At 32.8% G+C, this 23,186-nt stretch carries 23 protein-coding genes and 1 pseudogene; 7 read left to right on the plus strand and 17 right to left on the minus strand.

From position 1 onward, the window contains the following. Window positions 1-172: 172 nt before the first annotated feature. The 6 genes from NK213_RS20460 to NK213_RS14670 all read left to right on the plus strand — a co-directional run bounded on the left by NK213_RS20460 (window position 173) and on the right by NK213_RS14670 (window position 4,200). Window positions 173-301 (plus strand): hypothetical protein, encoded by a 129-nt coding sequence (locus tag NK213_RS20460; RefSeq protein WP_256478762.1) that lies wholly within the window; start codon window positions 173-175, stop codon window positions 299-301. Between the two features lie 82 nt (window positions 302-383). After that, window positions 384-782, plus strand: a complete 399-nt coding sequence (locus NK213_RS14650; protein WP_253350385.1) for a pyridoxamine 5'-phosphate oxidase family protein — start codon at window positions 384-386, stop codon at window positions 780-782. A gap of 104 nt (window positions 783-886) precedes the next feature. Next, on the plus strand, window positions 887-2,335 hold the full coding sequence (locus tag NK213_RS14655; protein WP_253350386.1) for an MFS transporter: 1,449 nt from the start codon (window positions 887-889) through the stop codon (window positions 2,333-2,335). Between the two features lie 87 nt (window positions 2,336-2,422). Continuing rightward, entirely contained in the window at window positions 2,423-2,695 is a 273-nt protein-coding gene (locus NK213_RS14660; RefSeq protein ID WP_253350387.1) for a DUF2316 family protein, read from the plus strand. Window positions 2,696-2,713: 18 nt separating this feature from the next. After that, window positions 2,714-3,520, plus strand: coding sequence for an MBL fold metallo-hydrolase (locus tag NK213_RS14665; protein WP_253350388.1), 807 nt, complete (start codon window positions 2,714-2,716; stop codon window positions 3,518-3,520). A gap of 242 nt (window positions 3,521-3,762) precedes the next feature. After that, window positions 3,763-4,200, plus strand: coding sequence for a hypothetical protein (locus NK213_RS14670; protein ID WP_253350389.1), 438 nt, complete (start codon window positions 3,763-3,765; stop codon window positions 4,198-4,200). A 305-nt stretch (window positions 4,201-4,505) separates the two neighbouring features. On the opposite strand, the gene NK213_RS14675 is transcribed toward NK213_RS14670, so the two are convergent. The 5 genes and pseudogenes from NK213_RS14675 to NK213_RS14695 all read right to left on the minus strand — a co-directional run bounded on the left by NK213_RS14675 (window position 4,506) and on the right by NK213_RS14695 (window position 15,571). Then, window positions 4,506-5,774: a RidA family protein gene (locus NK213_RS14675; RefSeq protein WP_253350390.1), complete on the minus strand. Its 1,269-nt coding sequence runs from the start codon at window positions 5,772-5,774 to the stop codon at window positions 4,506-4,508. 499 nt (window positions 5,775-6,273) lie between these two features. Then, window positions 6,274-6,594 carry an ABC transporter substrate-binding protein gene (locus NK213_RS14680; RefSeq protein ID WP_371926440.1) on the minus strand — a complete coding sequence of 107 codons (321 nt, stop codon included), beginning with the start codon at window positions 6,592-6,594 and terminating at the stop codon, window positions 6,274-6,276. A gap of 29 nt (window positions 6,595-6,623) precedes the next feature. Next, on the minus strand, window positions 6,624-8,615 hold the full coding sequence (locus tag NK213_RS14685; RefSeq protein WP_253350392.1) for a TonB-dependent receptor: 1,992 nt from the start codon (window positions 8,613-8,615) through the stop codon (window positions 6,624-6,626). Window positions 8,616-9,158: 543 nt separating this feature from the next. After that, window positions 9,159-10,274: pseudogene (locus tag NK213_RS20690) on the minus strand (autotransporter outer membrane beta-barrel domain-containing protein); the annotation flags it as partial. 3,803 nt (window positions 10,275-14,077) lie between these two features. Continuing rightward, window positions 14,078-15,571, minus strand: a complete 1,494-nt coding sequence (locus NK213_RS14695) for a hypothetical protein (protein WP_253350394.1) — start codon at window positions 15,569-15,571, stop codon at window positions 14,078-14,080. A gap of 627 nt (window positions 15,572-16,198) precedes the next feature. Here NK213_RS14695 and NK213_RS14700 point away from each other — a divergent pair. Next, complete coding sequence (locus NK213_RS14700) at window positions 16,199-16,396, plus strand: DUF6440 family protein (protein WP_253350395.1); 198 nt, start codon at window positions 16,199-16,201, stop codon at window positions 16,394-16,396. Between the two features lie 19 nt (window positions 16,397-16,415). Here the strand turns inward: NK213_RS14700 and NK213_RS14705 are convergent, their stop codons facing one another. The 12 genes from NK213_RS14705 to NK213_RS14755 form a co-directional block, all read right to left on the minus strand. Next, window positions 16,416-17,321, minus strand: a complete 906-nt coding sequence (locus NK213_RS14705) for a hypothetical protein (protein ID WP_253350396.1) — start codon at window positions 17,319-17,321, stop codon at window positions 16,416-16,418. Then, window positions 17,314-17,805, minus strand: coding sequence for a Panacea domain-containing protein (locus NK213_RS14710; RefSeq protein WP_253350397.1), 492 nt, complete (start codon window positions 17,803-17,805; stop codon window positions 17,314-17,316). Before NK213_RS14710 ends, NK213_RS14705 begins: the two co-directional genes overlap by 8 nt. 687 nt (window positions 17,806-18,492) lie before the next feature. Beyond that, window positions 18,493-18,732, minus strand: coding sequence for a hypothetical protein (locus NK213_RS14715; protein ID WP_253350398.1), 240 nt, complete (start codon window positions 18,730-18,732; stop codon window positions 18,493-18,495). 11 nt (window positions 18,733-18,743) lie between these two features. Continuing rightward, window positions 18,744-19,136 carry a hypothetical protein gene (locus NK213_RS14720; protein WP_253350399.1) on the minus strand — a complete coding sequence of 131 codons (393 nt, stop codon included), beginning with the start codon at window positions 19,134-19,136 and terminating at the stop codon, window positions 18,744-18,746. A 15-nt stretch (window positions 19,137-19,151) separates the two neighbouring features. Then, on the minus strand, window positions 19,152-19,469 hold the full coding sequence (locus tag NK213_RS14725) for a hypothetical protein (protein ID WP_253350400.1): 318 nt from the start codon (window positions 19,467-19,469) through the stop codon (window positions 19,152-19,154). Window positions 19,470-19,481: 12 nt separating this feature from the next. Then, window positions 19,482-20,024, minus strand: a complete 543-nt coding sequence (locus tag NK213_RS14730; RefSeq protein WP_253350401.1) for a M15 family metallopeptidase — start codon at window positions 20,022-20,024, stop codon at window positions 19,482-19,484. A 7-nt stretch (window positions 20,025-20,031) separates the two neighbouring features. Next, the gene (locus tag NK213_RS20695) at window positions 20,032-20,232 is read right to left on the minus strand and encodes a hypothetical protein (protein ID WP_371926441.1); all 201 of its coding nucleotides are present in this window, start codon (window positions 20,230-20,232) and stop codon (window positions 20,032-20,034) included. A gap of 40 nt (window positions 20,233-20,272) precedes the next feature. Beyond that, on the minus strand, window positions 20,273-20,845 hold the full coding sequence (locus NK213_RS14735; protein ID WP_253350402.1) for an N-acetylmuramoyl-L-alanine amidase: 573 nt from the start codon (window positions 20,843-20,845) through the stop codon (window positions 20,273-20,275). Window positions 20,846-20,858: 13 nt separating this feature from the next. Further along, window positions 20,859-21,731: a hypothetical protein gene (locus NK213_RS14740; RefSeq protein ID WP_253350403.1), complete on the minus strand. Its 873-nt coding sequence runs from the start codon at window positions 21,729-21,731 to the stop codon at window positions 20,859-20,861. Between the two features lie 10 nt (window positions 21,732-21,741). Further along, complete coding sequence (locus tag NK213_RS14745) at window positions 21,742-22,179, minus strand: hypothetical protein (RefSeq protein WP_253350404.1); 438 nt, start codon at window positions 22,177-22,179, stop codon at window positions 21,742-21,744. 9 nt (window positions 22,180-22,188) lie between these two features. Continuing rightward, entirely contained in the window at window positions 22,189-22,650 is a 462-nt protein-coding gene (locus NK213_RS14750; RefSeq protein ID WP_253350405.1) for a BppU family phage baseplate upper protein, read from the minus strand. Then, window positions 22,650-23,186 (minus strand): hypothetical protein (locus NK213_RS14755; protein WP_253350406.1); only part of this gene is annotated, 537 nt, incomplete at its 5' end. The genes NK213_RS14750 and NK213_RS14755, both read right to left, overlap by 1 nt.

Consider the following 23,186-nt stretch of genomic DNA (forward strand, 5'->3'; position numbering starts at 1 on the left):
TACTAACTCTAGCTGTGGCTGCATCTTATACTGCTTTAGCTGATACAGTTACATATGATTCATCTAAAGAAATTATCGACAGAATTCAATTAGAAATGAGACATAAATAAACTGCTAAAACAAACATACTAAACATTTAATTAAATAAAACAATAACTATGGAGGACTAATAATGAAAAAAACAATATTAATACTGACTTTAGCTGCGGCCGTTTCTTATACCGCTCTGGCTAACGCAGTTACATACGATTCATCTAAAGAGATTATCGAAAGAACACAACTAGAAATGAAGCATAAATAAATTAAAGAAAATAAGCTGACAAACTACGGCACTTTCTTTTGGAACAAAATCAAAATTCAGGAAAAATAATGGAGGAAATAATATGGAAGAAGTATTAGAATTTTTAAAAAACTGCAGAGCATTTTTTGTTGCAACAATTGAAGAAGGAAAGCCAAAAGTTCGGCCGTTTAGTTTTGTTATGCTGCATGATCAAAAGCTGTATTTTACAACAGGTAATCAAAAACCATTTTTTGAACAGATTCAGAAGAATCCGGAAATTGAAATATGCGGACTAAATCAAAAAATGGAATGGATTCGCCTCAGCGGCAGAGTTATTCCTGACTCAAGGCTTGAAATAAAACAAAAAGCATTTGAAGAATCTCCATTCCTCAAGAATAACTACAAGTCCGTTGACAGTCCGGTAATGGAATGCTTTTATCTGACTGAAGCCAAAGCTGATTTTTGTAAAATAGACGGCTCATCACGAACAGTCATCCTGTAAGTTCAGTCTCTAAAAGAATAATTTAAGCTAATATGCAAATCTGTATATTGCTTAAATTATTCCAAAAATAAATTTATCTGTTTAAATAAAAAGGAGAACAAACCATGAATACTGAGAACAATGAACATTATAAAAATAAAAATATAATTTTAACTACAGTATTGCTGCTTGCTTTTATGACTTCATTTGACGGAAGCATAATAAATGTGGCATTACCTTCTATGTCAAAGAGCTTATCTGTGAATACACAGTCTATAAGCTGGGTCTTTTCTTCCTATCTGATAGCAATCTGCACTCTTATACTGGCATTTGGTAAACTGGGAGATCTTAAGGGAAAAATTAGAGTTTTTAAAACGGGAATATTCATATTTACATTAGGATCGCTAATGTGCGGTATATCCACGACTTTACCGTTTCTTATAACATCAAGAATAGTTCAGGCAGTGGGCGCTGCTGCTGCTATGGCTACAAGTCAGGGAATTATCACAGAGGCTGTTCCCAAAAATGAGATTGGTAAAGCTTTTGGACTTTTTGGTACTTTTATAGCTTTAGGCACTATGATGGGAGCACCAATCGGGGGTTTTATAATTTCACTGTTTAATTGGAACTATGTATTTCTTCTAAATATTCCATTTGGAATAATAACATTTATTTTATGTATTAAATTTTTACCTAAAGAACACGTTAACAAAGGAAAATTTCCTGATATAAAAGGATTTTTACTTTTTGTAGTAACTATAGTTACATTCTTCTTTTCCGTGATTCAGGGCGGAGCTTTAGGATACAGCAATCCTTTTATAATCGGCAGCTTTGTTACTTCAATAATAACATTTGTTCTCTTTATTTATACAGAGAACAAATCCAGTGAGCCGATGCTTGATTTAGGTTTATTTAAATCAAAATTATTTTCAATAAGCATTTTTTGTTCATTTCTAAGCTTTGTTGCAATATTTTGCCTGTTAATAGTGAATCCTTTTTATTTACATTATACCAGAGAATGTGCCCCGGCTTTTATAGGTCTGCTAATGATGTTTTACTCCATAGTATTAACACTTTCTGCACTTTTCAGCGGTATTCTTTCGGATAAAACAAGACCTGAAATTCTTACTTTTACAGGTTTAATAATAATGGGAGCAGGGTTTTTTCTTATGACTATGCTGGGTGTAAGCACTCCAATTCCTTTATTACTGGCTTTTATGGCAGTCATTGGTTTCGGGGCAGGATTATTCCAATCTCCAAATAATTCATTAGTAATGTCCGCTGTGAACAGAAATAAACTTGGAATTGCAGGAAGTGTAAATGCGCTGGTAAGAAATATCGGAATGAGTGTCGGCATAGCTATAGCTACTACACTTTTATACAGCAGAATGAGTTCCAAAGCAGGATACAGAGTTTTGACCTACATCGAAGAAAATGATAATATATTTTTATACGGAATGAGATATGTTTATACAATAGCCGGAATATTATGTATAATAGGAGCAATCATAACATTCATAAGATTTCGTAACCAAAAAGGAAATATCAATAATGCAAAATTGAACGCATCATAAAACCATCTGACAGAAAATACTTGTAATTTATTATAAAATGTTCTAAATAATCAGAAATAAAAAAATAAAGAGATCGGAGGTAATTTTATGAGTTTGAATGCAGCACAAAAAAAGCAGACCAGCATAGAATTACATGAAAATTATAAAATATCCGGATTAACATCGGAAGATATTCAGGCATATTTAGGTTTAAACGCAGACCAGCTGGAAAGTACAATGAATATCGCTCCGGGTTCAGATCCCACTACTATATGGCGTTTACGTGACTATATGGAAGATAAAATCAAAGAACAAGGAAAGACGCCCTATCCGTACTCGATACTTATTGAAAACATTTATTTTCCTTTATTTTCCTTATAAATAAAAAGGGAGGGATTCATGAGAATCAAAATAGCTGGTATAATGATAATGCTTGTTACGATTGCCTGCGGTAAAATTGAAGAAGGAAAAAATTTCAGTTTATACTCGGCAAATAAAATTTCAAAAAAGTCAGAAACTGCGGCATCATTGAAGAATAACGGCGAAGTCGCTTTCTTTAAAGGAAAAACAGACTCAATATCAGGAGAAGTGCGAAGTTTCCGTAATACAAAAAGTTTTTCCAGTACAGTTCATGTGATTAGTTCTGAAAAAGGCAATATTCTGATTGATCCCGGACACTATTCAGATGAACTTTCGGAGTATGTTGATTCTATAGGCGGTCTGGATGCTATACTGATTACACACGGACATTGGGATAATATCTATGCTTTAGATAAGGTTGCAGCGGCTAATCCGGGAGCTAAAATATATATACACGAGTCAGATTATGATTTTTTGCGTGACCCTGTACTGAATTGTTCAGATATAAACGGATTCTCTTTAATGGTTGATACAAAACCTCAGACTTTTACAGAAGGCAAATTTACAATTGGCGGGTATACATTTGAAATCATACATACGCCGGGACATACCTGCGGTTCATGCATATTTTACTTTGAAGAGGAAAACGTATTATTCGGCGGTGACACTATAATGGCAGAGCTTGTGGGCAGTGCAAAACACCCGACCGGTAATGAAAAGGAAAGACAGGATACTATAAAAATGTTTAAACAGCTTAAATTCTCTGATGATATGAAAGTCTTCGGAGGACACGGCAAGAATACTATTTACAAAGATTTGATGAAAACAAATGTAGATTTACGATAAAATATAAATACCCACTATTTTGTATAATTCTTTTATTTCAAGAAATTCCGGGAGCTAAAAAGCTCCTTTTTTGCTGTTATTTAGTAAATATAATAATACTGAAGCTGTTCATTTCAAAAGCACGATTTTCACTTATTTTCAGATTAAACGCAAACGAAAAAACTGTTTTTATAAACATATCATTCAAAAGAAAACATTTATTTGTTATAATTATACTATAAAATCTAAAGAGGAAGATATAAATGAGAAGAAAAGCAATTATTAAAATATCACTGGCTGTTTTTATAACTATAACTGTTATTATTACTTTCAGTTTTATCTTTGTTGAATTTCTAGGCCCTAAAATCAATGATAACTATGCAGATAAAAGATTAAATACGTTAGATTTTTCTCTGCTGCCTGATAATATTAAAGTAAAAGAGTTTTCAAAATACATTGGACATTCTGAAAAGGATTTTATCATCTGGATTGGATTTATCGCAGAAACAAAATTAACAGTTTCTCAGCTAAATAATATTGACGGATTTCAGGATGCTGATATCTCTGTCTACAGCCATGAAAATGCTAATCTGTTGAATTTCACAGGGACACAAAAAGAATTAACTGAAAACGACATAAGTAATCATTATATTATAGGCATTGTACTAAAACCCAAAACACCTTTTGATAAAAGAAACTGACTTATCTTATTTATAAAAGCAGATACCTGTCAAACTCTTCTTTATACAGGTGCCGAAAAAAATCCAAAAGAATATAAAAATGAAAAAACACGTTCAAAGTATTATTAATACTAACGTGTTTTTTCAGTCTCTATTCTGTATATGGGTCGGTTTAGTTTCTATCCTAATGTATAAGATTATAGGTACAATTTATTCTTATAACAAGAGTCTTTCTTATGTTTTATCAGATAAGTCCGCAGAATTTTCTGCTGCTTCCTGTTACAAGTTAGTCACCGCTTTAATACAGATTTTTATTTTTGACATTATTATTTTATTGGTGGTGTTCCTTCAGCATTTCCTATAATTGCATCAATTTGCACTAAAGCATTCATAGGCAGAACTGATACTCCTACTATTCTTCTTGCAGGTGTACCATTTGGGAAGAACTTTTTGTAAGCTTCATTTACAGCTTCAATATCTCCGATATTTTTAAGGAATATATTTATTTTAACTGTATCTTCCAACACATGATCAATACTTTCTACAATTGCTTTAATGTTTTTTAAGCACTGTTCAGTCTGCTCTTTTACTCCTCCGTCTACTATTTTACTAGTTTTTGGATCTAAAGGTAACTGAGCTGAAATATTATTATAATGAGAAAATGCTACTGTTTGTGTAGATATTGGACATTTTGGCGCATTTTCCGTATTATTTGCTTCTACGATAATCCCGTGTCTGTCTTCAATAGCCTGTGGCGGTGTACCGTCTCCGTGTGATACCACTGCTTCAATTTGTACTAAAGCACCCATAGGTAAATCTGCTGCTGCAACAGTTGTTCTTGCAGGAACATAAGCTACTGCTCTGGCAATTGCCGAGTCTGGGAAAAAAGTCGAATAAACTTCATTTACAGCTTCAAAATCAGAAAAATCTTTAAGGAATACAGTAATTTTAACGATATCATCAAAAGGAACATCGATACTTTCTAAAATTGCTTTGATATTCTTTAAACACTGTCTGGCCTGTTCTGTAACTCCGCCGATTACCAGTCTGCCAGTTTTTGGGTCAATAGGTAATTGAGCTGAAATATTATTGTAGTGCGAAAAAGCCACTGTTTGTGTAGATAGAGAACTTGTCGGTGCATTTTCTGTGTTATTCGTAAGTTTTATAAGATCTCCTGCCTGCGGTGCATTTGGAATTGTACCTTCACCGTTTGTTACAAGTGCTTCTACCTGCACTAAAGCATTCATAGGCAAAGCATCAACTGCAACTATTGTTTGCGTAGGAAGATAGCTCGAATAGTATGTTTTATAAACTTCATTTACTGCGTCAACATCTTTGATATTTTTAACAAATATAGTAATTCTGACAATATCGTCCATAACGTGTCCGATGCTGTCAATAATTGCCTTGATATTTTTAAAACATTGTTCAGCCTGATCTTTGATACCACCCGCTACCAATTCACCTGTTTTTGGATCAATAGGTAATTGGGCTGAAAAGTTGTTATAATGAGAAAAAGCTACTGTTTGTGAATGCAGAGAACTTTGTGGTGCCTTTTCTGTATTTCTTGCTAGTACCGCGTTATAATTACTCATAATATTTTCCTCTTTTCTTTCAAATATTGGTTTTGTCAGCGTTTCATAAAAAAACTGCTGCAGTGATACCCTTCTTCAGTCTGCTATAATATAAATTAAGTATTATTTGATATCTAATATCACCATTTCAATAAATTATAATTCATTCAATGAAAAAAATCAATGAAAATATTAAATATTTGAAAAATCGCCGGAAGAATGGGTATTTTTTTAATTAAAATTTATAATTCCATATAGTCCTGACTCTGTGTCATTATACGTTAAATCAAAAAGAATATAATGTATTTATGATATTTTGACATGATTTCAGACTAAAAAGATACTGTTTGCTAACTAATAAACTTTATGAATAAAACTATCTGAATCTTTATTTTTAAAATTTTCAAACATTATATGTAATTTAGTAAATCAAAAATCGAACTAATTTCACTTAGTCCGATTTTTCCATATATTATTTTAAACTTGCTGTTCTGAGTTTTTCTCAAAAAGCTCAGTTCTTCTATCTAAAAATACTGGAGTTAATCAATTTTTTCATTTCACTATATAATTTTGACATTTCATCTATTATTCCGGGAGAACCTCTCATAAGCGAACATGAATCTGTTTTTATAATATTCTTATTTCTAAGAGCTTTGATTCCTGCCAGCTGTGGATTTTCCAAAATAAAATTTTCTGCTGATGTTGCACCCATTCCTATCAGGAGAAAGTCAGGATTTTCATATAAAATATATTCGGCGGTTAAGATTGGTCTTTCTTCGTCCATACCATCAGCCAGATTTTTTATTACGAATAATTTTAGTATTTCTCCTTTCGCTTTAATTCAGGATATAATTGATACAATATTTACACTTAAAATTCATATTTTAAGCCTATGTAATAATTAATTTCATCAGCAGGTATATAGTTTGTTATACCCGCCCTGTTTGTATTTTGATATTCATTATATTTTTTATTAAAAAGATTGTTCACTCCTGCTATTAAATGTATTCCATTATCAAATCCATATTTAACAACTAAATCTGTTGTACTGTAAGTATCTATTTTTACTCCCCTGCTGTCTTCGGTACTGCTGAAGTAATTTAGATTAATTCCAGTATTTAAGTTTTTTATAATCTCATATGATAGTCCGAGTGTTGCTTTTACTTCCGGCACATACGGAATTTTTTCTCCTTTTTCCGGTCCGGCAGTAATTTTTGCATTTATATATGATAGTGATTCACTTATTACTAATTTTCCAAAGTATTGTTCTGAAAATAATTCCATACCATATCTTCTTGTTTTATCCAGATTATAAAATTCCCAGCCACCGCCGCGTTCCGCAGAAAATACCTGTGAAATTTCATCGTCTGTATTTGTATAATACATTGTCGCACTCACATATGAACCCATTACTACATCCTTCATTCCTATCTCAAAAGTATTATAAGTTTCAGATTTTAAATCATTCAGATAGTAACCTCTTAAAGGGGATTTATTTGTCAGCTGGGCAGGGGCAGGTGACAAGAATCCGTGTTCATATCTGATGTAAACATTTCCCGTATCTCTGTATAAATAATTCAGCCCCAGCTCCCAGGCACTATTATTTTCATTTTTATCAGAATCTATAATAAATTTCCCATCTGTCCTGTTTATTTTATAAGATGCCCATTCTTCCCTGAATCCTCCAATCAGCTGTAAATTTTCCAAAATATTGTGCTTTTCAAGAATATAAAGGCTGTTTGTAGTTTTACTCAGATCTACAACTGCCCTGCTCATTGTTTTCCCATTTGGAAAATATGAATGGCTTCCTCTTAACATGTCATTTTCAAGAAAATTATACCCAAATATCACTTCTCCTTTTGAATAATCATACTTTCCTTTAAAATTTATTCCCTTTTTCTTATCTTCAAATAAACCATCTGTTGTATAAGTCATAACTCCTTTATTGTTCATTTTTAATGTTGTTTTTTTATCCTGAAGATAACCGGTAGCTTCTAACCTTAGATTTTCCAATACATTAATCCCATAATTTAAAGTAAATTCCGTTCTTTTTTCTTCATAATCTGTTAGAGAAGACCCCGCCTGCTGTCTGTCTTCTTCCATTTGTTTTTTAGTAATGGAACTTGAAGCTGTCCTGTCCTCTGTGAAACGGCTTGCTTTTAATGTAAGAGACTGATTACTCGTAATTTTGTAAGTAAGTCCGCCTGCCCAATAATTGTTTTTAAATTTTTCCTTATCTCTATATGTACGTGCATCTCTTCCGCTGAAGTCAAAATTTAAAAACAGCTGGTCTGTCACCTTAAACCCTGTATAAATACTGGCATTTTTGTCATAATGTGAACCATACTCTATTGCTGCCGAACCGCCTGTTTCTTCCGGAGCTTTGGTTATAATATTTACGACACCTCCCACAGTTCCATTTCCATATAATACCGCACCTCCTCCCGGTATTATCTCAATTCTCTCTATATTAGAAATTCCTATTGAATTAATTGGAGTTGCACCATGTGATGTATCAAGAAGATTCATTGTTACTCCGTCAACCATGACTTTTACCTTTGATACTCCCTCGGTTCCCTGACCCCGGATATCAATACTCCCTCCGAAGCCGACATCTACAAAACTAATTCCCGGTGCATCTTTCAGCACTTCCTGCAGATTTTTATACCCTTTCTTTTCAATGTCCTCTTTTGAAATTACAGTAACATTTTTTACCTGCTCTTTCACTGTACTTTGAAAACCTGTTGCAGTTGTTATATTTTCATCCAGTCTGATCTCTCCTTTTACTATTATATCTTCAGTCGCAGTAACTAAAGATGTCACAGCTGCCAGCAGAACAAAAATTACAATTTTTCTTAACATTTGTACCCTCCTTGTTTTTATTTATACGCGTTTGCATACTAAAAATTACGGTTTTTTGCTTATGAAAATTTAGAATTTATATGTTTTTCTTTGATCAGTACTTAAACCTAACAGCTTGCGACTGGACTATATGTTTATTTTATATAGTTTCGAATGGTATTCATTAAACAGTATCTTTATTGTGCCGAAATTTTGATTTTATGTACAAATATAAACTCTTGTTTTTTATTTTGATTTTCAAAATATTTGTTAATATAAACATTATAATTATTATTAAATATTTTGTCAATAAAAAAATTTATTATACAATAAATTTTTATTTCTATTATATCTATTTAATATCCATATATTTAAAGAATGTAAAATTAAAAACCTATATATTATTTTTTTAAAAGAATTCAGTCATATACTGAATATTGACATTAACCGCTGAACTTACCTGACAGTATCTGTAACAGGCTTATGTTTCTCTGAATATATACGTAACATATTAAAAACAGGGATTTTCACCCCTGTTTTAATTGATTTCCTAATTCTTCATGTTTAAAATACGGCTTTTAATGTGACTCCTACTCTGTAATCATCTTCTTTATCATTTCCTGTTTTATAATCACCTGTTACAAATACCCCGTATCTGTCTTCTATTTCCAATCCCATTGATACACCGGTTCTTATAATCCCTTTGTCATCTTCAGGTTTTGAAAGCTTGTGATAACCTGTCTCTATACTTGTTAACTTAGCATACTCTCGCTCATTCAAATCTGCTAATTCATACTCATAAGCAAAATTCAGAGTTCCTTTCAGTTTCCAGCTTTCTCCCACAGGCATTACTCCTTTTAGTTCTACTCCGGCTCTTGGTTTTACGCTCCACGCATCATTTCCTTTTACCTGAAGACTTTCCAATCCTGTTTCACTGAATGTTGGTCTTGTTACATACATTACCCTGAATCCTCCATAAGGTACTATACTTACTTTTTTATTTAAATCAAAGTTTTTCCCTAGGATATTGTCACTTGTTATACTGTATGTTTCATATGTACCATTCATTTCCGATCTGCCAAGCGGTGAACCCCAGTCTATATTTCTGTCTATATTATGAAAACTTACTCTTCCCGTAAGATCATTTCTTAATTCCCAGTCGTTCGACTTATATTTATTATGTGCTCCAAGCTGTATTGTGTCTACCCATTCTTCACTTTCATTTCCGTCTTTGAATTCAAATACTGTATGTAAATATCCCAGTGAATAGCCGAAAGTATGTCTGTATGTTCTCTCTACTTCTCTTAATGCCAGAGCTCCGGCTGTTGTATAATCATATCCTGTTACCCCGTCTGTTTTTTCATTATTTTTCCCTTTTCCTGCTATTACACTTACTTTTACATTCTCCTTTGTATTATTCACTGAATCCTGCATTAAATTAAGCGAATTTTCAAGAGATTCCGCTATATCATTTTCTCTGTGATTAATATTGGAATATACATTTCCTGCTAAACTTCCCATTATGTTTCTGAATTCTTCTTCTGTTTTTATATATCCTGTTTTATTATATATTTTTACTCCGTCTTCGGAAGCACTTAAATAATTATTTTCCAGTGCTGAACCAAATTCTTCAAACCATAATCCATCTGTAAAATCCGTAAAACTTTTTCTTGACATATACACATCCGAACCTGTTCCGGTTGCTTTTGGAGTAGCTTCCCATAAAAGTGATCCGCTTATAAAATCATATTGTCCGGATGTAGCATTTATTACACCTTCCAGCTTATAAACATTTGCATTTGTTCCATCTGCGAATCCCGGTAATATTACTATCGGCTTTGATGTTGTTATGTGATCTGCTGTTATTGATGTTCCTGACAGCTCAAAATCATAATCAGGATTTGAAGACGCCTGCTTTGTTGAAGGATCAGGCTTTATCATTACCTGTATTCCGCCTAATGCCAGCACTCCGCTTGTTTTTATGATTCCGGCATTTATCAGTTCAGGCAGTGTATGGACAGTTCCCGCTGAATTTATTATATTCCCTGTTGTACTTCCGTTTATAATTGCTGATCCTGTCTCTACATTATGTCCGGTATCTGCTGGATCAGATGATACGAATATCTGACCGTTTGCACCGTTTATATCTATAGTTCCGTTATTTATTATTACTGTTCCGATATTAGCATACATTCCTATTGCATTATCACCGGTTATATTTATCTGACCGTTATTTATCAGCTGTGCTCCGGCTCCTTTTCCTGCCATACCTATTGTATTATTACCTGTTACATTTATTATATGATTATTTGTAACTATCCCGCCTTCAGTATACATTCCTGTGGAATAATCACCGGTTGTAGTTATTAATCCGTCATTAACTGCTGTTCCTCCCTTAGCTACTATTCCATATCCCCCGTAACCTGCTGATATACTTCCAGACGCATGATTTACAATTGAAGCATTTTCTCCGTATATTCCCACTGCATATTTGCTTTCTTCTATATCCAGTTCTTTTGATCCGTCTTTTTTAGTAATAAAAACTAAGCCTGAATCTGCTACATTTACAGTTCCATAGTTATCTACAGTTCCGCCGTAATTATATATTCCTACATTATTATTTCCACCCATTAAGAATATCGAACCGTTATTAGTCATTGCAGCTCCGCTTAAACCGCTCACAGAATCCTGCCCCATATAAAAACCGATATTATCTGAGCTTAATGACATAAGACTACCGTTATTTACTACTGTTGCTGCCTCTGAACTGTACATAAATACAGAATCTTTATCGACAACACTGTTTGTTCCTGAATCATTTGTAAATGATCCGCCTTTTATTATAAATCCATAGTTATTACTTCCTACATTCAGGTGCCATGAGTTCCTAACCGCAGAATAAACTCCATATACTCCCACTGCTCCGTTTGTTCCCATATTGAGACTGGAACCCATATTCAAATTAACGATTCCTCCTGTAGAATATATTCCTACTCCCGAATCTCCTATATTAGATATCCCGTTATTATTTACAACTCCTCCGTTGCTATAAATTCCGATGGAATTTTTCCCGGAAGTAACGGTTCCGAAATTCGTTATTGTGCTTCCTGATACTGCACTGTAAATACCTATTCCGGGGTCTGAAGTACTTGTAGAGTTTCCTATTTCTAATATCGCTGACATATTATTAATTATGTTATGAGAATTCGTTCCTATTGAATATATTCCTATCGCTTTATCATCTGCAAGATTTATAGTACCGTTATTTCTTATCTGCATTACCGCCGAACTGTTATTATCTGCATAGATTCCTATTGCACCTGTTCCGCTGCCTGTTATAATCCCTGTTCCTAAATTTTCTACACGATCTCCATCTTTCAGATAAATACCCTGAGAACCGGTTCCTACAGTTATTGTTCCGCTGTTTACTGCAGACGAATTCAGCCCCGAAGTCATCAGTCCTGCTGAACTGTCCCCTACACTAATCATATTGACATTGCTTATTCTTGAGCCATTTTTCCCGTATATTCCTACAGAGCTGTTCCCTAAAAGAATAGACCCGTTATTTTCTCCGTCTGTTGCCATTGTCATTCCCGTAATGCTTCCGCTTCCCTGACCATCCAGTGCCACTGCTGCCACATTAACAGAACCAGAATCCGATGTTATCACTGATCCATTAAGATATATTGTAGAATTTTTTCCTGACACAAGAGTTCCATTTGACGTAAGGTTGCTGTTTCCAGTATATTCCACTGATCCTTCGTTTATACCACCTAGTGTATAAGTGGAACCCGTTGTTGATGTTACCGTAAAGTCATTATTTATTGTTGTTCCGGCATTTGTCTTTATATTATATAAAACTACATTTTGCCCGTCTATATCTATATTTCCTGTACCAGTCCATAAATTTGAATTTCCTTCAAGATAAAGCCCCAATGAGTTATCTCCGTGAAGATTTATATTTAAGCTGCTTAAATACAGATCGCTGTCTTTAGCGTATATTCCTACTCCGTTTCGTCCTACAGTTATGTTTCCTCCTCCGGAAATTTCAATCTTATCCGCATATACTCCTATTCCGTTATCGGAGTTCTTTACATTTATTGTTCCTGTTCCTAAATTTAATTTTGCATCAGATGTTGCCAATCCTTTATTGTTATTTAAATAAATACCGACAGATTTTGCTCCTATATTTGAAGTTATATTTCCTGTATTTGTTACATTTATTTTTTTATCCCCGAATAAAGGCTCATTTGCCGGATCCTGAAAACTTACTGCGTATATCCCTGCTCCTTCATTTCCTATTGTTATATTACCGCTGTTTAAAACTACCGATCCGTTCTCTGCAAACTGACCTACTCCTTTTGCTCCCGTTACTGTTAAAGTATCTGTGTTGGTATTTGTACCAAAATTAGTATAAAGTCCCACTGAATTATTACCTGACAATTGTATTAATCCGTTATTTACCGCTGACACATCTGAAGTCAAAGTAATCGCAGTATTAGCTCCTGTTTTTATTCCTACCTGACCATCCTTGCTTCCTGTAACAGAAAAGCCTGCCATCAGTTCTGTTTTAGTAGAAATAAGGGAAGTCTGCACATAATCATCAAAATCATTATCTAAGAGTACATTCTGATTTATAAAAAATTTTCCTCTGTACTGTGATACTTTCTTGAAGTTTGATGAACTGCTTGGGTCTATATTTATCCCGGTTACTCCTGGCAACGCGTTTAAATACACATCTGCCGCAGGTTCTTCCAACATCAGTAAAGTAGAATTATCTTCCATTTTTACAGTTAAGTTGCTTATATTCAGATAATCAGTCAATGCGGTAGTTCCTTTTGAGTAAAACGCTGTACCTCCGCTTTTTATTAAAGCCGTAGTTGCTCCCTGAAAATCTATCTGTCCACCTGATTCATTATAAAACAACAGTGATTTATCGCCTACTGTTAAATTAGCCTGATTAATTATTGTTACCGCGCTTCCTATTGTTCCGTTTCCTTTTGTATACAGTCCCACTGCCCCGTTAGCTGCTTCTATTTCTGCATTATTCATTATTTTCACTTTATCATTGTTATTATACAAAGCTACCGAATTTTCCCCGCCTATTCTTATACTTCCGCCGTTTTGTCTGTAATGAATGTCTGCTGTCGTTTCTCCCGGCAATATTTCTGTATTTAATGCATTTCCGTTATTTTTTGTGATATACACACCTACTGTATTTTTTGATCCGTCAGGCTGGGCTGCATAATTCAAGACTGTACCGTCATTTAAAGTTAGTGAATAAGCATCACTTGTCATATTATTTACTGTTCCTTCATTATCAATTGCCTGAGCTGCATTTGTATAAATTCCTGTTGTTCTTTCAGTCATATTACCAGGTGTTCTTATTTCTATTTTCGCTCCTGTGCCTAAATGAACTACTCCTTTTCCTCTTCCTGTTGTACTCCATCCCGGTGCTCCGTTAGATGTACCGTCAATTACTATTAATCCGTTAGTTCCGGCTCCTGTTTGATATATTGGTATATTATAACTTCTTCATATAGTCCTGCTTTTAGATCATCACTAATAGTAAAAACCAGTCCATTTCCCTTTTCTACAATAAGCTGCGAATCTTTTCCCGGGTCATTGGTTGTATTATCGTTTACTACTTTACTTCTCATACCGTCCTCTGATTCTACTATATTTATTCCTGTTGAGTCTCCTCTTACAACAACTATCCCCGGATCTATATAGGCAAGGGTATCCCTATCTCTATAATCTATATAACAACATCTCCAAACCTGCAGTCCCTGTGACCTGTCATCTACAATTACGTTTCCGACTCTTCCGTCTGAAGCATGACTCAGATACGTTCCTTCAGTATCTTCGAATTGCATCCATACGGCCTGCTTTACTCTTACTGTGCCGTAATTTTCTATTTTTGTATTTTCTGCATAACTTCCGCTGTAATAATGTATTCCCATTACAGAACCTATATCTCCGCCATTATCTGCCAGATTAGTATATATATTAAATTCCCCGTTGTTTACAAATGATATAGGGTTGGCATTCTCCGGTCCAACCATATATCTGTTCTGGTTCAAAATTCCGTGAAATGTATTTGTCCTTGTTACTCCGCCGCCGCTATTCCCGTATCCATCATAGTTTATTTCTATTTTCCCGTCATTGGTATAAGATCCTTTATATATTTCTACTCCTGTTTTATTCATCAAACTTGAAAAACTGACTACATTATATATCAGATCACCGCTGTTTACCTCATTAGTTCCGTTCACAGATGTAGTTACTGCATCAGCATGCCCTGAAGTATAGCTTGCTCTTGGCCAGTTAATAGATATTCTGCTTAAATCCGGAGGTGTAACTACATTTACCGGTGAAAATGAAGGTAGTCTGACATCTCCTGTTATTGTAGGTATTTCTACATTCACACTTACAATATTAGGGATTATATTGATTTCCTCTGCAGGCGATATTGATAAAGCCAGTGGTTCTTTTGTCAGCCCTTTCAAAGGTATACTGACACCTAAATTTATGTCTTTTGTCTCCTGCAATGGTTGGTAAGGCTTTCCTGAAATACCTCCTCCTGTTACACCGCTTGTCATTACATAATTTCCTGCTGTATCATAATATCCGCTGACTTTCGAATGATATCTGGCGTTTTCGGAACTGTTGTCCACTCCTTTTCCATACTCGTTATAAAATCCCGAAAAAAATATCTGCCATTCTAAAAATTCCGGTTTCACCACATAATCATTTTGTAGATATAAATCTTTTAATTCTTTATTTTTCGAATTGATTATTCTTTCTAAAACTTGATAATTCTTATTATTTGATTTTCCTTGTTCCATGTTTTTAATTATGTTGTTATACATTCTGTCATATTTTGTGTTTCCGTTAACAGTATTTCCTGCTGCATATACTGGTAAAATTGAATTTAATGCTACAAAAGATAACAATATTTTTTTATTTTTTTTCATAATTCCTCCTTAATTTGTTCTAATAATTTTCTATGATATATTATCTGTTATAATATCATGTTTCTAATAAAAAAAAAGTTAATTATTTTTATGCTGTATTTTTATCAAACTTAGTCCTATAAATGCTAACAAATATAGCATAATTTTTTTCATATTTATAAAAACAATTAAATAACCCGTAATTACCAAAGAAATTATCATCAATAAAGAATCGGAAAGTTATATTTAAAAAATATATACAGAAAAAAATATTTCAAATGATGTACAACTGTATAATAAATTATTGTCTGAACTTAAAACAGAAAATGAAAATAAAGTTTTCTTAACATTGAAAGAAATTTTGAATAATATAGAGAATTTAGATAGAAAAGATGTACAGTAATTATTTAAAATGTTCATAAAAAAATCGAACTAATATAGCTTAGTCCGATTCATATATAATTTTAACTTCTCCTTAGAAAAGTAAGATATTTTAGTGGTGCCTAGATACATACCGTTTATATTCCAGACTTTGTAATAAAAAAGGGAGCATATTTCAGCCCCCTGCAAAAATGATTTTAAATCATCCCTCGCAAGTTGATTTTATCATTTATTAATGAATAAATCAAATAGAAAGAAGGACTAATTATGAAAAACAAAAAGACTATTATAATTCTAGTATTGTTGTTTATTGCCATATTCACGGCATTAATTTTTATAAAATATGAAACTTCAAATGAAATTTCTTACTTCATAGATGAGCAAACTGGAGTCGAATATATTACTTATCATAAATCCATCACTCCCCGGTTGGATCAGAACGGGAAAGTTATAGTAAAAAAATAAGCAGCCTTAGTGGCTGCTTTTATTTATTCTTATACATTTCTTTTAATAAATCATTTTCAATTTCGTTTTTTAGATTATTCTTAATTATATCAATGTCCTCTTTCTTTACATCTAATAGGTTCATTTCAATCGTTTTTTTTGTTATTCTAGCATCTACTTTTTTCAATATTTCTTTTTCAAGTTCTTCATATGATTTAGAATAACGTTGTTCTTCATTGAAGAAAGCAAACACTCCTACTCCACACAAAAATACTAATGTATGAAATAAAGCTCTCTTTATTTTAAATTTTGAAGCTTTAAAAATTTTAATACTTCCCCATGAAAATGGTCTGTTTTTACAAAATTTAGGATATGGAAAAGGTTTTATATAATATTCTCCATCTTTTCTTTTTTCCCATGCTTTATTTTCGCCATATACAATAGCTAAAATTATCTGTAGTATATAAGCAAGTGTAAGAACTAATATTATGTTTATTAATGCAGTAAACAATATAAGCCTATACCCATTATAATTTTCAAGAAATTTACCAATAAATGTGAAATTTACCTGTATAAACGTAAAAATGGCAAAAAACAAACCCATCATCGTCATAATTTCAGATTTTATATTCCTTGAATGCGAATTAATTTGGTCTAAATTTCTCCAAGAAGCAAAATGATTTGTCAAAAGTAAAATTTTATTTAATAAAAGTTCTTCAGATATCTCAGATCTTAAATGTGACATTTTTTCGTCAAATTCATCAGAATATTTTTTATAATTGGATTCATCAATTTCTTTTTCTATTATACTACTTACGGTTCTATTTACAAACAAAGTTAATTCAGACAATCTATTTGAAGTTGACTGTTGATTAGAATTTTCGGGCGAATTAATGCTCGGATCTATATTAGGATTCATAGTTGTTTGATTTGGTGTATCAGACATTAAATCCTCCTATTCTTCTATGATATTCAGCTATTTCCTCTTTAGGTATTATTGAATTTCCAGAATTATAATGATTTATCCACGTTTCAAAACGATGCGTTAAATCTACTAAAGCCCAAGTGTTAATGCTTTTATTGTTATCCAAAAAATTTTTTATTATTATATTATCATTTTCTTCACTAGCTAATCTATTGAAATCCTCCATAACATTGCCTGTTCCAAAGAATACATCCATATCACTCTGTACTTTACGATCTATATCGTCAAATCTTAAGTCTTGTGAGCCAGAATAACGATATTCATTAAAGACTTCTCGTACTACAGGACCGTAATCCCAAGCTTCAATATTTTCATTAAATAAAGGTCTTCCCACATTTACAAGGAAAATCGCTTGTAAAAAATATAATGTTTTTTGTAATCTAACATGATCCATTGGACAATGACTTAGAATATATTTTGCAACACTTAATGCATTATATGGCATAGAAAACACCTCCTATTTCTTCTTAGTTAATTATACCATGTTGTACCATTTTTTCATATCTTTTTTTTTACCTTCTATTATACTATATTCATTAAAATTTTTCCATATATTTTCACTTCCTTTCTAAAGAGTAAAATGTCAACTCACAGGTTTACACTCTTCAAAACATTCAAATATTTCTCCACCTTCTTTCTAATATTATTGTGATAAGTTCTCATATCCTTGTCCTCTCCATACAATTTAATAGTAAATATCACCCCTCTTTCATCTTGCCTAATTGCATAAGTCACATTATCCACTGTTCAATCTCTTGAACCTTTTTTACTCCACTAAAGAAGTAATATTCAGACATAAAATCACCTCTTGCTATTCTTCCAATTTATGCTTAGATTATAGCATTTATAGGTAATTCCCACTAAGTCGATTAGACTAAAATGGGTTAGATTCAAAAAATATTATCCCTACTTTTCGGCATTTAAAACAACATTTTTATTTTTTCTTAGATTTCCTCTAAAATAAAAAAGACACTCTTATTAAAAGTGCCAGCAAAAAGAATCTACCCCAGTTCCTTTGCACTATAATTCTACCTTAACTTTTTAATTTGTCAATAGGTAAATATGCATTTATAAAATAAAAGAACCCTTTCACAGGCTCTTATATTTTATATTTACTTTTCAGATACTCATATTAAGACGGCATACTGTTTATTATGTCCAACTTTGCCTTTTCTGCCTTATAGAATTCTGGAAAATGTTTCTTCAGAACTGGTGTCAGTTCCTTGAACTTGCTTATATCTGATTTTTTCATGTCTGGTAAATCACCCGATAGTTTTTCAAATTGCTTTTCTAAATCCCAGTGAATTGTTATAAGTGTTAACTGCTCGTGTCCTTTCAACTTCGATAAATCCTTAAATAATTTGCATAACATAATGTTACCTCCTAGTTTTTTAGTTTTTTTATATCTATGTTTTTGATTCTTTGACAATAAGTTTCTATCTCGTCAGTGTATAAATCTTGATTTTGCCTTACTAATGAACATCTTTTTATATCCCTTTCGATATCTGTGCTTTTTAAATCTGCAATATCGTCTTTTAGCTTTTCATCTTGTTTTTTCAAATCATAAATAAAACCAGTCATTACCATGTCTTGAGTGAATTCAATTTTAATAGTCGTTACTTCTATTAACTTTTTGTTATCTGTCACCAGTTGCTTTATTTGCTGTGATTCCATGTACTGATTGTTTAGAAAAATTATTATTATCACTAAAGAAATAACCCATTTTCCCCATTTTATATTTTTTTCTATTCTCTCTGTAAGTTCTCGGCTGAACATAGCACCCTCCCTGTCTTATTTAGATTCTATTATGTTTTTATTTTTGTTAAATACGTGTTGTATCAGAGATTTTATCCAATTTTTCGGTATAATACACAACACAGAGTTTTTGTAGAATTCCTGTCGCATCATCCAGTCAACCGCATAATTTAATTTTTCTACACCTTTGTCACCTCCCATTGCTTCCGCCCATTTTGAAGCGACAAATGCCAGAACTTCTGCTTTTTTGTATTTGTACACGAAAAATCCTATTGCCACTAAACCTATCACGATTGATGTATTTATATATGGATGTTGCATATAAAATCCTGTTACTAAATTTAAATAATTCATAATTTATTCCTCCTATTTTTTAAGTTCAAAATGCGGGTAATCCTTGAAACTTTTCCAGTCTCCACCCCATTCTATATTTATTCCTAATTTTTTTGCTACAAATTTTATGTGAGGTGCTATTTTATTAATGATTGTCTTATCATCATCTACCTGTACTTTCCCACCATAATATGCATATAAATCAACAGCATAACCATAACCGTCTGATTTAGCCTGATGATTTGATTTCTTCTTTACTCCGTCCGTATAAGTTACGATTTTACCTGAGGCTGTTCTCCCTTTTGCATATAATGCTTGTTGCTGTGCAGTTGTTCTTAACTCATCTGTTATAGTAAAATCTACAGGACTTGTTTTTATTGCTTCTGTCATTACTTTTACTAAGTCCGGATGTATTCTTTTTAAACTGTTCAAACTTCTTTGACTAAATTTAAATCCTGTATTTTCAATAATTTCCGGCTTACTCTCTTTATTTTTTACTTTTCTCAATGCAAGATATAAAATATCTCCTTCCTGTTTTTCATTTGTTACATCATATTCTATTCCTTTATAATTCATTTTTCCCTCACTTATATTCTATTTCATTATAATCCTTAAAATTATACTGAGTATCTTCAATTATAATATTATCAATAATTTTTCTTATGTCCATTATTTTGAAGTATTCTATTAACTTAGCAAGAGTATTAAAATTAATACTACTCGCCTTGTTCTCATATAAATTTTGCAAAGTTGATAATGCTATTTTGGTATCTTTACTTATAATTTTTAGTTCATTTTAAGGACACCCTTTATTTTCTTGCTTTCTAGCCCTTTATATATTCTGCTATTGCTTTCGCATAACTTCTTCCTAATTGTTCCTGAACTGCATTAAGTGTCGCTATATCCCTGTCATTTGATATGAAGCCACTTTCTATTAGTACTGCGGTTGCTTTTGTCTTTTGAAATAATGCATGCCCTCTTGCTCCACTCACATTTGGCTTTATTCCTCTGTTTTTTAATTTAGTTATACATAAGTTAGCCTCAAGCATTTTTCGTGCTAATTCCTTGCCTTTTGAACTCGTAGGGTAATAAAATACCTCTACTCCGTTTCCTTCATTATAATCCACAGAATTTAAATGAAATGATACAATAACATCATCTTTTGTACTTATTCTGTTTATTTCATCTGGTAACTTGGAAAATCTCTCACTTTGTATTATTACTTCATGATCTACTTCCATTTCTTTTAAGTATGGAGATACATATTTATTTACCAGATCATAATTGTATTTATACTCTTCAAATCCGTTCCCTATGGCTCCGGGGTCATAAACTCTCACCCCTTTCTTATTTATCGTATTACCATGTCCTATGTTAAGTATTGCTTTTCTTTTCATTCTCTTTGTCTCCTTAATAAAAATATCCTACCGGTTTTATTGATAATGTTACGCTACCTGACACTAAATTTCCTGTATTTCCTACCCTATACATCACTAAGTTTGGTGGAGTGAAAAATCCTGTAAACAATATATCTACTCTTCCATTTTTCATAAAATTAATATACTCAAACATATCATAGGTTTCAGGTCTCTTTATTATGAACTGTCTGTAAGTTGTTTCTGTTGTTCCTGATACTCCGTTTGTTGCTTTTATTATTACATTTAATACTATTTCTTTAAATATAGAAGGTACAATATCCGAATTAAAATCCGAACTTTTCAGATATTTGTTTCCTCCGGTTCCCCCTGTTATCTGTTCTGTCACCTGTTTTTCATTAAACCTTACATATCCCCCTCTTATTTGCCACTGCTGATAATTTAAAAATGCTATTTCTTCTACTTCATAATATTCTTCAGTGTCCTCGTCCCAACCTAAAAGATTTATATACCTGACTGCTCCTGTTATAAGGTTAGGGTTCAGTGCATCTTTTACAAACTCTACTTTTACTGTTTGTAATTCATCTTCAAAGTATTCAAACTTTAAAAAACCGTTTCCTAAATTTATTACCGGAGTTGTTGGAAATGAAAAGTTATACACTTTTACTTTCTTTTTTGATTTTACGGCTTCTAAAAATTTTATATTCAATTCTTCCTCTGTCATCTCTGCACAGTCTATTCCCCAATCTAGGAAATCACTGCCTTTTAAATCATTTATTTCAGACATTAGCTTTGATATATCGCTCTGAACATTTCCTGTTCCTGTTATTACATTTTTTGCCAGTGTTGAAGGATACAAAGTTCGGTATCCTTCTGCTGTTTTTTCTTTTAATTTCACGTTTGCCATCTCTGATCACCTACACAGTTTCTTCTAGCCAGATATCTCCTTCTACCTGTCCTGTCGGCTCTGTTGCTGATACCTTAATATCTACAATATTTGGTTTATTCTGTATATCTGTCCAGTCAATTACCATGTCCATACTCTCAAATTCAGATATCTTTATCCAGTTACTCCCATCATAGATATATGAGGCTCCTCCTGCTTTTACTGTACTGTCTCCTGTTGCATCTAATACATAAGCAATCAGACCTTCTTCCGGAGTTAAGGCATCTCTTGCCGGTATATCTGCTACTACTTTTGCTCCTGCTCCACCAGCTGACGGTAAACTGTCAAGAAACGCCTGTACTGTTGTTCCATCTGTCATTTTTACCTGTTCTGCTGTTGTCTTTAAATTTATCTCATCATAAGTCCCTGCACCGTTTTTTCTTTTTAAAGTTCCTTTTTTTACTGCCATTTTTCTCTCCTATTCTTCTATCTCTATTTTATAGTCTTTCCAGTCACCTATGTTCTCTACACTATCAATTAAATCAGTGAGAACATTAAATTCATCTGTTGCTTTTATGGATTCATTTAAATCCTTTGTTCCTTTTACATGAAATACAAATTCCTGAAAGGTAAGTCTTTTATTTCCCGTATACACCTGTACTAATGCACTTACTTTTCCCTGTTCATTTATTTCATTTCCCTTAAATTTATAAACTAATACACCATCTGTATCTTTTATCTCACATTCTCCCACCACCACAGCTCCTGACAATTTTGTCACTGTCAATGTTGCTGTTTTCCCTGTCAAATCAAACGGCATACCATGCTTTCGCAAATTAATTGTAAGCGGGTATACTTCACTATCTCCCTGAACATACAGAATATTTGTATGTTTTATATTCTCAAATAATTCTAAGTCAACTGAATACTCTTTTTTCATTATTGAAACGCCCCTCTCACCTGTAATTTTGCAGTATATGTTATTCCTGACAATAATGTTCCGCTGTGTACTATTTTCCCTGTTTCCCCTGCTCTGGAAGCTCCTATCAATTCTCCGCGACTTATGCTGCCATCGCTTCCATATATACAGAAGTCTAAACCTTTTGCCCAAGGACTGTTATAGTAAGGCAGATTCGCCAACGGTAAATTCTCCGCTATATTTACTGTTGATATATTCGTGTTGTATCTCACCAAAATATCGTATGTTAAATATTTCCCCTGCGCTCCTATTCTTACTGTTCTTGTTGTAAATTTAGATGTATCGCCATAGTCTGTATCTGATACCGTTATTGTAGATGTAGTTGCTCCTCCTATAAAATTATTCACTGTATTAAAATCTGCTCTGTTTACTACTTCTATTCTGTCTCCTGTTATGCTGTACGGAGTATCATAGGAGCTGGAATATCCGCCTGCTATCCTTATTCCGAATTTATTTGTCGGAATTCCATTCTCAAGATAATTTATTAAATATACAGA

This window comes from Sebaldella sp. S0638 (assembly GCF_024158605.1).
GTDB lineage: Bacteria > Fusobacteriota > Fusobacteriia > Fusobacteriales > Leptotrichiaceae > Sebaldella.

Bases quoted from the DNA above. Each gene is read 5' to 3' on its own strand.
- NK213_RS20460 (WP_256478762.1), top strand. From the start codon at position 173: ATGAAAAAAACAATATTAATACTGACTTTAGCTGCGGCCGTTTCTTAT.
- NK213_RS14650 (WP_253350385.1), top strand. From the start codon at position 384: ATGGAAGAAGTATTAGAATTTTTAAAAAACTGCAGAGCATTTTTTGTT.
- NK213_RS14655 (WP_253350386.1), top strand. From the start codon at position 887: ATGAATACTGAGAACAATGAACATTATAAAAATAAAAATATAATTTTA.
- NK213_RS14660 (WP_253350387.1), top strand. From the start codon at position 2,423: ATGAGTTTGAATGCAGCACAAAAAAAGCAGACCAGCATAGAATTACAT.
- NK213_RS14665 (WP_253350388.1), top strand. From the start codon at position 2,714: ATGAGAATCAAAATAGCTGGTATAATGATAATGCTTGTTACGATTGCC.
- NK213_RS14670 (WP_253350389.1), top strand. From the start codon at position 3,763: ATGAGAAGAAAAGCAATTATTAAAATATCACTGGCTGTTTTTATAACT.
- NK213_RS14675 (WP_253350390.1), bottom strand. From the start codon at position 5,774: ATGAGTAATTATAACGCGGTACTAGCAAGAAATACAGAAAAGGCACCA.
- NK213_RS14685 (WP_253350392.1), bottom strand. From the start codon at position 8,615: ATGTTAAGAAAAATTGTAATTTTTGTTCTGCTGGCAGCTGTGACATCT.
- NK213_RS14695 (WP_253350394.1), bottom strand. From the start codon at position 15,571: ATGAAAAAAAATAAAAAAATATTGTTATCTTTTGTAGCATTAAATTCA.
- NK213_RS14700 (WP_253350395.1), top strand. From the start codon at position 16,199: ATGAAAAACAAAAAGACTATTATAATTCTAGTATTGTTGTTTATTGCC.
- NK213_RS14705 (WP_253350396.1), bottom strand. From the start codon at position 17,321: ATGTCTGATACACCAAATCAAACAACTATGAATCCTAATATAGATCCG.
- NK213_RS14710 (WP_253350397.1), bottom strand. From the start codon at position 17,805: ATGCCATATAATGCATTAAGTGTTGCAAAATATATTCTAAGTCATTGT.
- NK213_RS14715 (WP_253350398.1), bottom strand. From the start codon at position 18,732: ATGTTATGCAAATTATTTAAGGATTTATCGAAGTTGAAAGGACACGAG.
- NK213_RS14720 (WP_253350399.1), bottom strand. From the start codon at position 19,136: ATGTTCAGCCGAGAACTTACAGAGAGAATAGAAAAAAATATAAAATGG.
- NK213_RS14725 (WP_253350400.1), bottom strand. From the start codon at position 19,469: ATGAATTATTTAAATTTAGTAACAGGATTTTATATGCAACATCCATAT.
- NK213_RS14730 (WP_253350401.1), bottom strand. From the start codon at position 20,024: ATGAATTATAAAGGAATAGAATATGATGTAACAAATGAAAAACAGGAA.
- NK213_RS14735 (WP_253350402.1), bottom strand. From the start codon at position 20,845: ATGAAAAGAAAAGCAATACTTAACATAGGACATGGTAATACGATAAAT.
- NK213_RS14740 (WP_253350403.1), bottom strand. From the start codon at position 21,731: ATGGCAAACGTGAAATTAAAAGAAAAAACAGCAGAAGGATACCGAACT.
- NK213_RS14745 (WP_253350404.1), bottom strand. From the start codon at position 22,179: ATGGCAGTAAAAAAAGGAACTTTAAAAAGAAAAAACGGTGCAGGGACT.
- NK213_RS14750 (WP_253350405.1), bottom strand. From the start codon at position 22,650: ATGAAAAAAGAGTATTCAGTTGACTTAGAATTATTTGAGAATATAAAA.